The sequence below is a fragment of the Streptomyces sp. NPDC127098 genome, from assembly GCF_042722465.1.
GTDB lineage: Bacteria > Actinomycetota > Actinomycetes > Streptomycetales > Streptomycetaceae > Streptomyces > Streptomyces millisiae.
In genome coordinates, this window is sequence record NZ_JBHXFJ010000009.1 from 12,882 (window position 1) to 25,434 (window position 12,553).

At 74.1% G+C, this 12,553-nt stretch carries 11 protein-coding genes; 4 read left to right on the top strand and 7 right to left on the bottom strand.

Annotation, left to right across the window (positions count from 1 at the left end; translation table 11 throughout):
* Positions 1–2: 2 nt before the first annotated feature.
* Together ACFWI8_RS08505 and ACFWI8_RS08510 are read right to left on the bottom strand one after the other, a co-directional pair.
* Positions 3–680: a hypothetical protein gene (locus ACFWI8_RS08505; RefSeq protein WP_387087319.1), complete on the bottom strand. Its 678-nt coding sequence runs from the start codon at positions 678–680 to the stop codon at positions 3–5.
* A gap of 130 nt (positions 681–810) precedes the next feature.
* Entirely contained in the window at positions 811–1,239 is a 429-nt protein-coding gene (locus ACFWI8_RS08510; RefSeq protein ID WP_387087321.1) for a hypothetical protein, read from the bottom strand.
* A 193-nt stretch (positions 1,240–1,432) separates the two neighbouring features.
* Here ACFWI8_RS08510 and rpmB point away from each other — a divergent pair, with 193 nt between their 5' ends.
* The gene (gene rpmB, locus ACFWI8_RS08515; RefSeq protein ID WP_311596171.1) at positions 1,433–1,660 is read left to right on the top strand and encodes a 50S ribosomal protein L28; all 228 of its coding nucleotides are present in this window, start codon (positions 1,433–1,435) and stop codon (positions 1,658–1,660) included.
* A 91-nt stretch (positions 1,661–1,751) separates the two neighbouring features.
* On the opposite strand, the gene ACFWI8_RS08520 is transcribed toward rpmB, so the two are convergent.
* The 3 genes from ACFWI8_RS08520 to ACFWI8_RS08530 form a co-directional block, all read right to left on the bottom strand.
* On the bottom strand, positions 1,752–4,157 hold the full coding sequence (locus ACFWI8_RS08520) for a helicase C-terminal domain-containing protein (RefSeq protein ID WP_387087323.1): 2,406 nt from the start codon (positions 4,155–4,157) through the stop codon (positions 1,752–1,754).
* Positions 4,158–4,283: 126 nt separating this feature from the next.
* Positions 4,284–5,486 carry a PLP-dependent aminotransferase family protein gene (locus ACFWI8_RS08525; protein ID WP_387087325.1) on the bottom strand — a complete coding sequence of 401 codons (1,203 nt, stop codon included), beginning with the start codon at positions 5,484–5,486 and terminating at the stop codon, positions 4,284–4,286.
* Positions 5,487–5,547: 61 nt separating this feature from the next.
* Positions 5,548–7,140 carry a hypothetical protein gene (locus ACFWI8_RS08530; protein ID WP_387087327.1) on the bottom strand — a complete coding sequence of 531 codons (1,593 nt, stop codon included), beginning with the start codon at positions 7,138–7,140 and terminating at the stop codon, positions 5,548–5,550.
* 176 nt (positions 7,141–7,316) lie between these two features.
* On the opposite strand from ACFWI8_RS08530, the gene ACFWI8_RS08535 reads away from it, so the two are divergent.
* Genes ACFWI8_RS08535 through ACFWI8_RS08545 form a run of 3 tightly spaced genes read left to right on the top strand, consistent with a single transcriptional unit; the run spans position 7,317 to position 11,178 of the window.
* On the top strand, positions 7,317–7,919 hold the full coding sequence (locus tag ACFWI8_RS08535) for an ArsR/SmtB family transcription factor (protein ID WP_387087329.1): 603 nt from the start codon (positions 7,317–7,319) through the stop codon (positions 7,917–7,919).
* On the top strand, positions 7,916–8,665 hold the full coding sequence (locus ACFWI8_RS08540) for an ABC transporter ATP-binding protein (RefSeq protein WP_387087331.1): 750 nt from the start codon (positions 7,916–7,918) through the stop codon (positions 8,663–8,665). The genes ACFWI8_RS08535 and ACFWI8_RS08540 overlap by 4 nt, the downstream gene beginning before the upstream one ends.
* Positions 8,665–11,178 (top strand): ABC transporter permease, encoded by a 2,514-nt coding sequence (locus tag ACFWI8_RS08545; RefSeq protein ID WP_387087333.1) that lies wholly within the window; start codon positions 8,665–8,667, stop codon positions 11,176–11,178. The genes ACFWI8_RS08540 and ACFWI8_RS08545 overlap by 1 nt, the downstream gene beginning before the upstream one ends.
* On the opposite strand, the gene ACFWI8_RS08550 is transcribed toward ACFWI8_RS08545, so the two are convergent.
* Positions 11,171–12,004 carry a glycoside hydrolase gene (locus ACFWI8_RS08550; RefSeq protein WP_387087335.1) on the bottom strand — a complete coding sequence of 278 codons (834 nt, stop codon included), beginning with the start codon at positions 12,002–12,004 and terminating at the stop codon, positions 11,171–11,173. The two genes, ACFWI8_RS08545 and ACFWI8_RS08550, sit on opposite strands and share 8 nt — an antisense overlap.
* Before the next feature lie 116 nt (positions 12,005–12,120).
* On the bottom strand, positions 12,121–12,528 hold the full coding sequence (locus tag ACFWI8_RS08555; RefSeq protein ID WP_387087337.1) for a helix-turn-helix domain-containing protein: 408 nt from the start codon (positions 12,526–12,528) through the stop codon (positions 12,121–12,123).
* Positions 12,529–12,553 lie beyond the last annotated feature (25 nt).

A 12,553-nucleotide genomic window follows, 5' to 3' on the forward strand; every position in this document is an offset into this window, starting at 1 on the left:
GCTCACAGCCTCACCGGCGCGAGGCCGGCCAGCACCCTGGACTTACGGGCCAGCACCTCCGGGATCTGGCTGAACTGTCGGTGCAGGGCCGCCTTCTCCGGCGAGACGTACCCCATGAGCTCAAGCAGGGTCTCAAAGTCCATGTCAAGGTGGCGGTGACAGACGCGTTCGTGGTGGCCGATCCGGTTGCGGAACCGGCGAACGTGGTCGAGCTTGCGTTGAAGATCGCCGCGCCGGCCCCGGTAGCCGCGAAACGCGTGGCGCAGCGCGGGGTTCCAGAACTGCATCTCGTAGTTCTGGCCTCGACCGATCAAACCGACCCAGAAGCCCAACGTCAGCTTGGCGACCATGTCGCTCGGCCCGAACGCTGACCCGTGCTCCCGTGCAAGAGACTGCTCGGCGCCGCGTACCTGCTCGCGGCCTTTGAAGGTCAGGTGGACGCGAGGGGAGGCCCACCAGTCGGGTTGGCCGTAGCGCCCTGCCAGCTTGGCGTGCAGCGCGTTCCGCAGCGCGACCTCGAAGTCGCGGAGCAGGCTGAGGAAGGCGCGGGAGGCCTCGCCGTCCCAGCAGTAGAGGCGCAGCGCCACCAGGGGATCCCCGCCGCACTCGTCGAGGAAGGGGCGGAACCGCTCGGCGGAGATCGCGTCGATGAGCCGCTTGGCCTCTTCTGCCGTCACCATCGCCGCTCCCTCGATAGACGGTCCGTGTTACTTTGGGGGAGTGCGCCCCGGAGTACTGTCACTGCTTTGCACACAGCCCGGGGCACAGCTCTTTTCACGTGCGACCGGATGAGTCGCGTCTCCTGGTGCGTCACGACTGGCGCTGCGCGAGCTTGTCGCGCAGGTCCTCCAGGCGGCTTCCGCTGCGGACGTGCGTGTACTGACTCCAGCCGTTGATGGCGTTACCGGTCTGCTCCTGAAGCGCGGGCGACGGCCGGGGGAAGACCTGGCCGTCGGGGAGTTCGATCCAGCCGTCGGCGGTGATGGTGGCTTCGTGGGTCCGCTTCAGCCGCGACTGGTGGTGGCGGAGTGTGTCTCCGGCGGCGACCAGGCCGGCGTCGATGAGGGGCTTGAGGGCCCCGGCCCTGCGGCCGCCCGTGCCGTCGCCGGTGGGCTTTCCGCTGTTCAACAGTTCGCGGCGCAGGACGTCGTTGGGGGTGTCGACAAGGGGTTCACTGCGGCTTTGCAGGTAGGCGAACACCTCATCGTCGACCTCGATCGTTCGCATGGACTTGGGCATGTGGCACCTCCACCGGAAACTCTACACTCCAAGTCTGCCAGTTTGGAAGTGTAAGTTTGGGAGGGGCGCCCGGTTGCCTCGACGGGGGTGGTCGGGGGCGTCCCGGGAGTGCCTTAGACTAAAGGGATGTATGCCCACTGAGGGCTAGTAGTCGTTGCAGTATCAAGGCCGGTCCCGTACGGAGAGTAGTCGAATGTCTAACCGTTGCGATGTGTGCGCCAAGGAACCCTCCTTCGGCAACAGGGTCTCCCGCCTCGGCAAGAACGCCATCGCGCGTCGGGTCAAGGCGCGGTCGCCGCGTAAGTTCACCCCGAACATTCAGTCCGTGCGGGCGGTCGTCGACGGCACCCCGCAGCGCGTCAAGGTCTGCACCTCGTGCCTGAAGAGCGGCAAGGTCACCCGCCGCCCGCAGGCCGCCTGACCGCTCCCGGGACACGGACCTCACGCCGTGTCGATCCGGCCGCCCGGTTCCTCCGGGCCCCCGGATCGACACGGCGTTTCGGCGTTCCCGGCTAACCGATCACGGTCGCGGCCGCCGGCATGACGCTCTGGATGCGGCCGAGGGCGAAGACGCGGTCGTCCTCGCGCAGGTGGCACCAGGCGTAGAGGAACGGCGGGTCGAGGTCGAGTTCGCTGAGCGTGCGCACCGTGTGCGCCCCCGCGCCCGAGACGTACGCGATCGTGACGGCCTCGCCCTCGTGGATGGCGTGGGCGAGCTGACGCCGGTCGGCCAGGGACAGCTGCTCGGCGTTGCAGGCCAGGAGTTCCGCGGTGTCGGAGTCGTCGGGCAGCTCCCGGTCCTGGTCGGGCTGGGGCGCGTCCACCGGGCCAGCGAGCAGGCCGGCGGTCAACGCGCGCAGCTCGGGCCCGCCGACCTGGGCCGTCCGAGCGCGGGGCAGCGGTGCCGGCGCCCGCTCGGCCGGAGCGCGTTCGACGCGTAGGGAGCCGGCGGCGGTCTCGGCGACCGGCGCGTAACCCTCGGCGCGCAACGCGGCCAGCGTGTCCTTCGGCGTGGCCTCCGCCACCACCACCGTCGGAGCCACTCGGCGGAGGCCGAGCTTCGCGAGCCGGCGATGGGCGGCGATCTCCGCGACCAGTCCAGGTTCCTCGCCGATGACGACGCAGAGCGCGGAGACCACGCGCAGCTGTCCGTGCCTGCGGGCGGTGTCGGCGATCAGATAGGTCAGCGGCTGCGGCAGCGGCTGATCGGTGATGGCCGCCAGGTCGCCCTCGATCTCCGCCGCTCCGTGTCCGGCGTCCATGGCCCGGCGGACGCTCGCCGGGCTGAACCGCCACAGCGAGGCCGTGCCGTCGGACTCGCGGTCGGCGACCGAGTCGAGCAGCGTCAACAGCCGCGTCGACGGCGTGCCCATGGCCACGGCCGTGAGATCGGACCCGAACCGGACGCGGGACACGGCGGGTGGCAGCAGCCGGCCGGCCCGCTCCAGGAGCTCCGTCGGATCGTCGTCGAGGAGCGCTGACCCGAGGGGGGAGAGCGCCCCGGCGGCGAGGACGCCCAACGTCGTCGCCTCGCCGATGAGGGAGGCGAACGGTGTGGCGTCCTGCGGGAGTTCGTCGGCCATCGGTCGGTGCCAGGGGATCAGCGTGCCGACCTCGGCCGGCCGCGCCGCCCCGTGCCCCGCCGGTAGCCCGCGCAGCGCGTCGTACAGACCCCGGCGTGCCTGCGCGCAGCCCGCGCAGGAGACGAAGGGGGCCAGTGCCGGCACGGCCCTGCCCTCCTCGTCCCGGGCGCCGGTCGGGGTCATGGGGAGCCCCCACCAGGCGCGGAGCAGCGTGACCAGCCGGTCGGCCGGCTCGTGCTCCGCCCACGCGTCGTACGCCCTGGTCGCCACGACCTGGTTCCCGGTCCTGGACAGCAGCCCGGACGCGTGCGCGCACTCCAGGACGAGCCGCACCACCGGCTCGTCACACCGCGTGGCCTTGGCGAGCCGGGCCAGCTCCCGGACGCCCACGCCGCCCGACTTCAGGACGGCGAGCGGCCGGTCGGCACACTCCTTGAGCACCGAGGCGGCGCGGGCCGTGAACGCCCCGGCGGTCGCCGCGGCCTCCCGCGCCACCTCCTCGTCGCCGACCGGGACCAGGTCGACGGCCGGCGGCTCGGCGTCGAACGGCGCCCGCCATTCGGGGCCGCGCAGCGCGAGCGCCACCTCGGCCGGCATCCGGGGCCGCCCGTACCCGTGACGCTCGCGCAGGAGCAGGCCACGCTCCTCGGCCCAGCGGGAGTCGGCCCCGGGTACCGGATCGGGGGAGCCGAAGATGATCCCCCGGCGGGCGGCCGGCGGGCCCGCGGCCCGCCGCTCCAGCAGTCGCCGGGTCCCGGGCGGCGCCTTGGCCACCACCGCGAGGATCCGCTCGGCGGAGCCGTAGTGCTCGCGCAGCGCCGCGAGCCGGGCCGCCTTGGTGTCGCCGGACGCCTTGACGCCGAGCTTGGCCAGCATGGCGCGCAGGTCCTCGGACGTCGCCGCCGAAAGCAGTGCCTCCAGCGGCTGGTCGAGGCCGAGCGGGGTCGCCCACACCTCTCGCAGCGCGGTCGCCATCCGCAGCTCGCCGGAGTCCGCCGGCCAGACCAGCGCGTGGTCCGCCAGCGTCGTCAGCATCTCGTCCAGGCGCCGGACGGCCCGCTCGGCACGACGCCCCAACAGCGCCGCCAGGCCGGCGCGACCGCCGCGCTCGCCGAGCGCCGCGACCGCCTCGGCCACCTGCAGCGCGGGCAGCGGCAGCCGAGCCACGGCGAGGGCCACGGACCCGGGGCGCTGGAGGCGCTCCGCCAACTCCCCCAGGGCACGCGGCTCCGGCGCCGCCGCGGCGTCCGGTCTGTTGCGGAGCACTCGGTGCAACCGCCCCTCGTCGAGGGTGCTCAGCCATGCCGTCAACGAGGACCGTCGTGCCTTGGGCATGGGCGCCCGCTCACCTCTTCACCGAGTCGCCGGTGCCGCCGGTGCCGGCTCGGCGGACCCGGCGGCCTTTCGCTCCCCACGGTAGAGGCGGTGGACGCACGGTCGTGGCCGCTCGGCGGAGAACCGTCAGCCGAAGGCTCGGCGTAGCCGGCGCAGGCCTTCCGCGATCTCCTCGGGGGTGTGGGTGGTGAACGACAGGCGCAGCGTCGTCGGGTCGGGCTCGCTTGCGTAGAACGGAGCCCCCGGCACGTACGCCACGTCGTGCGCGATCGCCGTCCGCAGCAGCGCGGTGGCGTCGTGCCCGGCCGGGAGGCTCGCCCAGACGAACATGCCGCCCTCGGGGCGGTTCCAGGTGCTGCCGGGCGGCAGCGCGGCCGGCAGTCCGGCGAGCAGCGCGTCGCGGCGCTCGCGGTAGGCGGCGCGGACCCGGGTGAGGTGCGCCCCCAGGTCGCTGTCGGCGAGGTAGCGGGCGGCCGCGGCCTGGTCGACGGCTGAGGAGTGCAGGTCGGCGGCCTGTTTGGCGATCACGCAGGCGCGTCGTAGCGCGGCGGGGGCGCGCAGCCAGCCGAGGCGCATCCCCGGGGACATGATCTTGGAGAAGCTGCCGAGCAGCACCGTGCGGTCCTCGACGCCGGGGAACGAGGCGAGCCACGGTGCGGGATCGCCCTCGAAGCGCAGCTCCCCGTACGGGTCGTCCTCCACGATCCACAGCCCGTGCCGCTCCGCCGACTCCGCGACGGCGCGCCGCCGTTCGACGGGCATGGTGCGGCCGGTCGGGTTCTGGAAGGTGGGGATCAGGTACAGCAGCTTCGGCCGTTCGGCGGCGATCAGCCGGTCGAGCGCCGCCGGGTCGACGCCGTCCGCGTCGCACGGCACCGGCACCACCCGGGCCCCGGCGAAGCCGAAGCACTGGAGCGCGGCCAGGTACGTCGGCTCCTCGACCAGCACCACGTCGCCGGGGTCGAGCAGCGCGGTGGCGACCAGGGTCAGCGCCTGCTGCGAGCCGGCCGTGACCAGCAGTTCGTCCGCCCCGGTCGGCAGGCCGCGCTCGGTGAGCCGCCCGGCCACGGCGGCGCGCAGCGCGGGGTCGCCCTCGGTGGTCGCGTACTGCAGCACCCGGCGTGGCGCCTCGGCCAGCACCCGGTCGTAGGCCGCGCGTATCCGCTCCGCGTCGAACAGTTCGGGGGCCGGCAGCCCGCCCGCGAAGGAGATCACCTCGGGCCGCGCGGTCAGCGCCAGGATCTCCCGCACCGGCGAGGCCCCTACCTCCGCGACCCGCCCGGCGAGCGGCGGCAGGGGGGCGCGGGTGGTGAGGGCGTCGATGCTCATGGAGGCAGGGTACGGCGGATCGTTGTAGATGCCACCTACTTTCCGGCATCCGGGCAGGCGGTCAGCCGGCGGCCTGCCGGTCGCGGACGGCGAGGCGCAGGGCGGCGTCCGGGCCGAGGACGGTCAGGGCGCGGGCGGTGGCGGGCAGCGGGACGTCGGCCAACAGGTCCCGGTCCTCGCGCCGCCACTCCAGCGGTCCGCGCGCACCGTCGGGGAGCCCTTCGGTGATGGGGTCGAAGCGGTCGGGCGGCCCGTCGACCGCGCTGTTCCAGGCGGCCCAGGCGGTGAGGCCCGCGTCGTCGGCGCCCGGCTGGACGTCCACGACGAGGGTGTCGGCCCAGGCGGGCACCTGCTCCAGGTGCTCGCCGAGGTGGAGGCGGCCGCCGTCCTCGCGCAGGGAGAACACGCGCAGGGTGAGGGCGTAGCGGAGGCGGTCCCGGTCGAGCAGGAAGGTGCCGGCCACCGGGACGGCGACGCCGGCCCCGCCGCTGCCGGCTCGGCGGCGGATCTCGTCGCCGAGTTGGACGGGACACCAGTGGGCGGCGCTCTGCTCGGTCATGACGATGGGCAGGCCGCGGATGACGAGGCGCGCGTCCGCCTGCCAGACGGGTTCCTCCGGCAGGTCGCCCGGCAGCCCCGCGAGGTCGAGGCGGACCTGCCAGCGGCCGAAGAGGAAGCGCCGCAGGTTCTGGTAGCCCTCCTCGGAGTTCACCTCCCCGTACGTGCCGGAGTGGGACCGGTAGACGTAGGCCCGGTGGGCGCCCCGGACATAGGCGCGCTCGATGCGGACCAGGCCGTCGCTCCTGGGGCCGACGGGCACCCGGGAGAGGCCGTAGTCCCTGGGGTCGGTGCCGATCAGGCAGAACACGTCGTCGGTGTCGAAGGCCTGCTCGGGGAGGCGCTGCGGGTCGAAGTCGGCCGAGCGCGGCGGCAGGTCGCCGAAGCGGGCCTTGGGCTCCAGGTAGCCGTACATCTTCTCCGGCGCGAAGATGTCCGAGCCGGCCGGGCCGAAGACCTGCTCACCGCGGTCCAGGGCCGCCAGGCGGAAGGCGATGCCGCCGTGTGGGGTGCCGTAGGTGAAGAACCGCGCCACCAGGTCCTTCGCCGGTGAGCGGGGGTGTCCTTCCGCGTCGGCCTGGAAGCAGACCTTCTGCATCATGCAGCGGACCACGAGCCCGCCCATGGAGTGGGCCACCAGGAACACCCTGGGCGCCCCGGTCTTCCGCCGGATCAGCTCGACGAGGTCGTAGAGGCCGGCCGCCGCCGACTCGATGTCGAAGCCGTCCGCGGTGACCCGGCGGTGCAGCTTGCCGAGCAGCCGCTCCGGCAGGCTCTCGTGCGGCGGCGCGGCGAAGGTGGTCGCGGCCTGGTCGTAGAAGCGGTACACCCAGAGCGAGGCGGGCGGCACGCTGGCGTCCTCGGCGCCCCGCAGGTACTGGTGCTGGTCGCCGCGGACCAGCAACTGGTAGCCCTCGTCGGTCATCAGCCGCAGCAGCGGCCCCTCGAACTGGTAGAACGTCGGGTCGCCGTCGCCGCCGACGCGCACATGGGTGGCGCCCCGGTTGAAGCCGTAGAAGGGATCGTCCACCTGCTCGTTGATCCCGGCGGTCGGCCCGGCGTACCCGCGCACGTAGACGATCGGCAGCCGATCCATGGGAGCCCTCCTCGGGGTGTCGCTGCCGACCAGTCTCGGGACCGGCCGCCGCGCCACGAGGGAGGAACCGGCCCGCGCGGCGCGGAGCTCACCCGGACGGACGGGGGTTAACCCCACCCCCGGTCCTGGGGGTCGTCGGATCGTGCACACACCCCTGTGCACAGGAGTCTGTGCGCATGACGTTCACCCCCTCCCTCGACGGGCTCAAGGCACTCGCGCACCCCAGGCGGTTGCGGATCCTCGAGTGGCTCGGCGTACACGGCCCGGCCACGTCGGCGCGGGTCGCGCGGGGGCTCGGGCTGAACTCGGGGGCGACCAGCTACCACCTGCGGGAGCTGGCGCGGCACGGGTTCGTCGTGGAGGCGGCCGGGGCCGGGCACGGACGGGAGCGGTGGTGGCGGGTCGGGGCGCGGGACCTGCGGTTCCCGGCGGGCGGCGGGGCGGACGCGGAGACCAGGAGCGCCGTCGACGAACTGAACCGGCTGGCGTACGTCGCCGACCTGCGGGCCTTCGAGGCGCTGCGGGGCCGGCCGGCGCCCGAAGGCTGGGCGGACGCCCTCCCGTACTCGCGCGGGACGGTGCGGCTGACGGCGGACGAACTGCGGGAGCTGTTCGAGGCGTACATCGCGCTGCTCAACCGCTACAAGCGCCCGGCGGACGAGACGCCGCCGGGGGCCCGGACGGTGTACACGCGGTTCCTGGCGTTCCCCGACGCGTTCGCCGAGCCGGCCGACGACCAGACAGACCAGGCAGGCCAGACAGGAGAGACGGCGGAATGAACGGCGAGATGACGACCGTGGCGGCGGTCCGGTTGGACGGCGTCAGCAAGGTGTACGGGCGGAACGGCTCGGCCGTGCGGGCCCTGGACGGGGTGAGCGTCGCGATACCGCGCGGCAGCTTCACCGCCGTGATGGGGCCCTCCGGCTCGGGCAAGAGCACCTTCCTGCACTGCGCGGCGGGGCTCGACCGGGTGACGGCCGGCCGTGCCTGGCTCGGGGGCGTGGAGATCAGCGGGCTGGACGAGCGGCGGGCCACCGAGGTGCGGCGGGAACGGGTGGGGTTCGTGTTCCAGGCGTTCAACCTGGTGCCGGCGCTGACGGTGCGGCACAACGTGACCCTGCCGCTGCGGCTGACCGGGCGGCGGATCGACCGACGGCGGGTGGAGGCCGCGTTGGAGCGGGTCGGGCTCGGCGGGAAGGCCGACGCCAGGCCCGCCGAGTTGTCCGGTGGTCAGCAGCAACGCGTCGCCATCGCACGGGCGTTGATCACCGAGCCGGACGTGGTCTTCGGCGACGAGCCGACCGGGGCGCTGGACACGGTCACCGCGAAGTCGGTGCTGGAACTGCTGCGCGGGATCGTGCGGGAGAGCGGCCAGACGGTGGTGATGGTGACGCACGACCCGGTGGCGGCCTCGTACGCCGACACCGTGCTGTTCCTCGCCGACGGGCGGCTGGTCGGGGAACTGGGCGAGCCCACCGCCGAGCGGGTCGCGGACCGGATGACGCGGATGGGGGCGTGGGCCTGATGCTGCGCTATGCGTGGTGGACCCTGCGCGCCCGGCGCGCCGGCTTCGTCGGGGCGTTCCTGGCGCTGTGCTGCGCGGCCGCCCTGGTGACGGCGTGCGGCGGCCTGTTGGAGACGGGGCTGCGGGGCGAGATCGGGACCGAGCGGTACGCCGCCGCGCCGGTCGTGGTGGCCGCCGACCAGAACGTGCGCCACGAGACGCGGAAGGGCGACAAGGTCAAGCACAAGGCGAAGCCGGTGAGCGAGCGCGCCTGGCTGCCGGCCGGCACCGCCGGGGCGGTGGCGGGCGTGCCGGGGGTCGGCCGGGTGGTGCCGGAGGTCACGTTCCCGGCGGCGGTGGTCGGCGCCGCGAGCGGGCCCGAGTCGCTGGGGCACGCGTGGAGTTCTGCCGCGCTCACGCCGTTCATCGTCCGGGACGGCGGGCGGGCGCCGGCGGCGGGCGACGAGATCGTGGTGGACGCCGGTCTCGCGCGGCGGGCCGGGATCGCCGTCGGGGACGCGGTGACCGTGCAGGCGACGGCCGCGCCGGCCGGGTACACGGTGGTCGGGGTGGCCGAGGGCGCCGTCACCGAGCAGTCCGCGGTCTTCTTCGCGGAGGACGAGGCGCGGCGGCTCGCCGGACACGACGGGCGGGACACGGTCCTCGGCGTCTTCCCCGCCGAGGGGGTGACGGCCGACGAGCTGGCCGCCCGGCTCGGCGAGGCGCTGCGCGACATCTCGGCCGTGGTGCGCACCGGCGGCGAGCGCGGCGAGGTCGAGTTCCTGGACGCTGCCCAGGCACGGGTGCGGCTGGTCAGCATGGGCGGCGCCATCGGCGGCACCGGGCTGCTGGTGGCGGTGCTGGTCGTGGTCGGCACGTTGACGCTCGCCACCCAACAGCGGCACCGGGAGCTCGCGCTGCTGCGCGCCATCGCCGCGACGCCGCGTCAGACGCGGCGGCTCATCGGCCGCGAGGCGCTGATCGTCGGCCTGCTCGCCGGCGGGTGCGGCGCGGTGGCCGGGCAGCCGCTGGCGGCCCTGCTGCACGCCAGGTTGACCGAACTCGGCACGGTGCCCGAGACGTTGGAGCGGGTGGCGAGTCCGTTCCCGGCCGTGGCCGCCGTGCTGGCCACGCTGTTCGCCGCCTGGCTCGCGGCCAGGATCGCCGCGCGGCGCACGGCGCGGATCAGGCCGGCCGAGGCGCTGACCGAGTCGGCGGTCGACGTGCGCGGGGTGGCGTGGGGCCGGCTGCTGGCCGGCGGCCTGGTGCTCGCCGGCGGGGTGGTGCTGCTCGTGGTGCTGTCGGCACTGCGCACCGAGCCGGCGGCCACGCCCGTCACCTATCTCGCGGTGCTGGTGCTGTGCGTGGCGGTGGCGCTGCTCGGACCCGTGCTGGCCAGGGGCGCGTTCGCGGTGCTCGGCGTGCCGCTGCGGCTCTCCCGGGTCTCGGGCCATCTGGCCGCGCACCACGCCCGGGCCGGCGCGCGCCGGTTGGCGGCCGTCATCACGCCGTTGACGCTGCTGGTGGCGATGGCCGCGGTGATCGTGTTCAGCCAGCCGACGCTGGGCGCGGCGGCCGAACGGCAGGCCAGGGACGGGGTGGTGGCCGAGCACACCGTGGTGTCCGACGGCGGACTCGGCGTGCCGACCGTCGTGGGGGACCGGCTGCGGTCGGTGCCCGGCGTCACCGCCGTCACCGAGGTGTCGCACACGGAGGTCCGCACCGCGGGGCTCGACCGCTACCGCACGCAGGGCGTCACGTCAGGGCCTGGGCTGGCCGAGACGCTCGATCTCGGCGTCGTCGCCGGCTCGTTGGCCGACCTCGACGAGGACGGGGTGGCGGTGAGCGAGCTGGTGGCGGACCGGCACGGGCTGCGGCCGGGGGACGCGTTCCCGCTGGTACTGGGCGACAACACGCCGGTGACGCCGACCGTGGTGGCCGTCTACGAACGCCGGCTCGGCTTCGGTGAACTGACCCTGGACCGTGGCCTGGTGGCCGCGCACGTGGACGACCCGCTGGCCGAGGCGACGCTGGTGGCCACGGACGGCTCCGTCGACGCGGCCGAACTCGCCACAGCCGTCGGGGAGTTCCCGTGGCTCGCGGTGCGCGACGGCGGCGCGTTCGCCGACCGGGTGGCGGAGGGCCGGCGGGCCGACGCCGAGGTCGCGTTCCTCGGCATGGGCCTGGTGCTCGCCTTCACCACCATCGCCGCCGTCAACACCCTGGCGATGGCGACCGCCGACCGGGCCCGCGAGTTCGCGCTGCTGCGGCTGATCGGCACCAGCCGGCGGCAGGTGCTGCGGATGCTGCGCCTCGAGTCGTTGACGGTGGCGGCGACGGCGGTGCTGCTGGGCACGGGCATCGCGCTGGCCACGCTCGCCGCGTTCAGCGGCGGGATGACGGGCCGGGTCGCCCCGGCCGTCTCGGCGACCGGCTACGCGCCGCTGGTGGCGGCGGTCGTGGGCCTCACGCTGCTGGCCACGGCGATCCCGGCCCGGGTGGCGCTGCGCGCCGCCGCGGTCCGGTTCAGCTGACCCGGGTGCGGCCGATGTAGACGTTGCGGGCCCGGTAGTAGGTGTCGGACGTCGGGCCCGAGTTGCCGGACGAGCCCTCCATCTGGAGGTTGTAGATCAGCCACAGCGGCTTGCCGACGAAGCCGGCGCCGCGGTGCGCGGCCTTCCAGGTGCCGTCCAGGTAGTAGTGGATGTCGACGTCGGTGTTGTTGACCTTGGTGATCCAGGCCCGGTAGCCGTGCCAGCTGCCGGGCGAGGAGACCGGGACGATGGTGCTGGAGACGTCGGACGAGGTGCGGAAGGTGTTGAACCAGTTGCGGTTGTCGCCCTTGAACTCCAGGATGTCGCTCTCCGGCGGCCAGCTGTTGACCCCGGTGAGCCAGAACGCCGGCCACGTCCCGGGCGCGCTCGGCGCCTGGAACTCGCCCTTCACCTCGTAGTTGGGGAACTGGTTGGTGACGGTGATCTGGTGCTTGGCGTGGATCGCGCCCGAGTGGTAGCGGATCGGCAGGTGGGGCGTGGAACTGCTGGTGCCCTCGTCCCAGTTGATGCGGGTGGCCAGCAGGGTCAACACCCCGCCGCCGGAGAGGAAGACGTGGTTGTGGTCGCTCGGGCTGGCGTACATGCGGGCGCTGCCGTTGTGGTCCGAGCCCCACGGGTAGCGGTAGTTCCAGTTCGCCTCCAGGGACTGGTAGCTGGCGAACGAGTCCGTGTTGAGCACGGTCTCCCAGGTCTCGGCGGCGTGGGCCCGACCGGCGGCCCCCAGGCCACCGGCCGCCGCCACGGCGGCGACGGTCGCACCCCCGGTCAGCAGCCGGCGACGGCTCAGCGCGTTGTGCTCGGTCATCGTTGACCTCCAGGCGAATGACGCGGCGAAGGAACAGAAGCGAACAACACCTCCCAGCTTCCATCAGACTTCCCCTCTGACCCGCCCATGTCAATCCACCGGCCACCAGGTCGCGGTCACCGCTCGTCGGTCGCCAACAGCAGGAGGTCGAGCAGCCGCTCCAGGTCGCGCTCGGCCGGGGATCGGCCCGCCGCCCCGGCGATCGCCGTCAGCGCCGCGAGCACGCGCGACTCCCCGCCGGGCAGCGAGGCGACGACGGCCCGCGCCCGCGGCGTCCGAAGCAGCCGCCGCGCCTCCGCCGTCTCCTCGTCCTCGGTGCCGGCGTCGGCGAGCGAGACGTCGAGCCGCGCGCCCAGCGCTTCGGCCAGCCTGGCCAGCGCGGCCAGCGTCGGATTGCCCCGCCCGTTCTCCAGGTTGGCGATGTAGGGCACCGAGAGCCCCGCGTCCGCCGCCACCGAGGCGATGGTCCGCCCCGCCGCCCTGCGGCGGGCCCGCAACTCCTGGCCGAGTTCCACGCCGTCCATACCGCCGCCTCCTGAACCGAGCTGT

What these genes read in the sequence shown, in the direction of transcription:
- ACFWI8_RS08505 (WP_387087319.1), bottom strand. Translation starts at nt 680, where the DNA reads ATGGTGACGGCAGAAGAGGCCAAGCGGCTCATCGACGCGATCTCCGCC.
- ACFWI8_RS08510 (WP_387087321.1), bottom strand. Translation starts at nt 1,239, where the DNA reads ATGCCCAAGTCCATGCGAACGATCGAGGTCGACGATGAGGTGTTCGCC.
- rpmB (WP_311596171.1), top strand. Translation starts at nt 1,433, where the DNA reads ATGTCTAACCGTTGCGATGTGTGCGCCAAGGAACCCTCCTTCGGCAAC.
- ACFWI8_RS08520 (WP_387087323.1), bottom strand. Translation starts at nt 4,157, where the DNA reads ATGCCCAAGGCACGACGGTCCTCGTTGACGGCATGGCTGAGCACCCTC.
- ACFWI8_RS08525 (WP_387087325.1), bottom strand. Translation starts at nt 5,486, where the DNA reads ATGAGCATCGACGCCCTCACCACCCGCGCCCCCCTGCCGCCGCTCGCC.
- ACFWI8_RS08530 (WP_387087327.1), bottom strand. Translation starts at nt 7,140, where the DNA reads ATGGATCGGCTGCCGATCGTCTACGTGCGCGGGTACGCCGGGCCGACC.
- ACFWI8_RS08535 (WP_387087329.1), top strand. Translation starts at nt 7,317, where the DNA reads ATGACGTTCACCCCCTCCCTCGACGGGCTCAAGGCACTCGCGCACCCC.
- ACFWI8_RS08540 (WP_387087331.1), top strand. Translation starts at nt 7,916, where the DNA reads ATGAACGGCGAGATGACGACCGTGGCGGCGGTCCGGTTGGACGGCGTC.
- ACFWI8_RS08545 (WP_387087333.1), top strand. Translation starts at nt 8,665, where the DNA reads ATGCTGCGCTATGCGTGGTGGACCCTGCGCGCCCGGCGCGCCGGCTTC.
- ACFWI8_RS08550 (WP_387087335.1), bottom strand. Translation starts at nt 12,004, where the DNA reads ATGACCGAGCACAACGCGCTGAGCCGTCGCCGGCTGCTGACCGGGGGT.
- ACFWI8_RS08555 (WP_387087337.1), bottom strand. Translation starts at nt 12,528, where the DNA reads ATGGACGGCGTGGAACTCGGCCAGGAGTTGCGGGCCCGCCGCAGGGCG.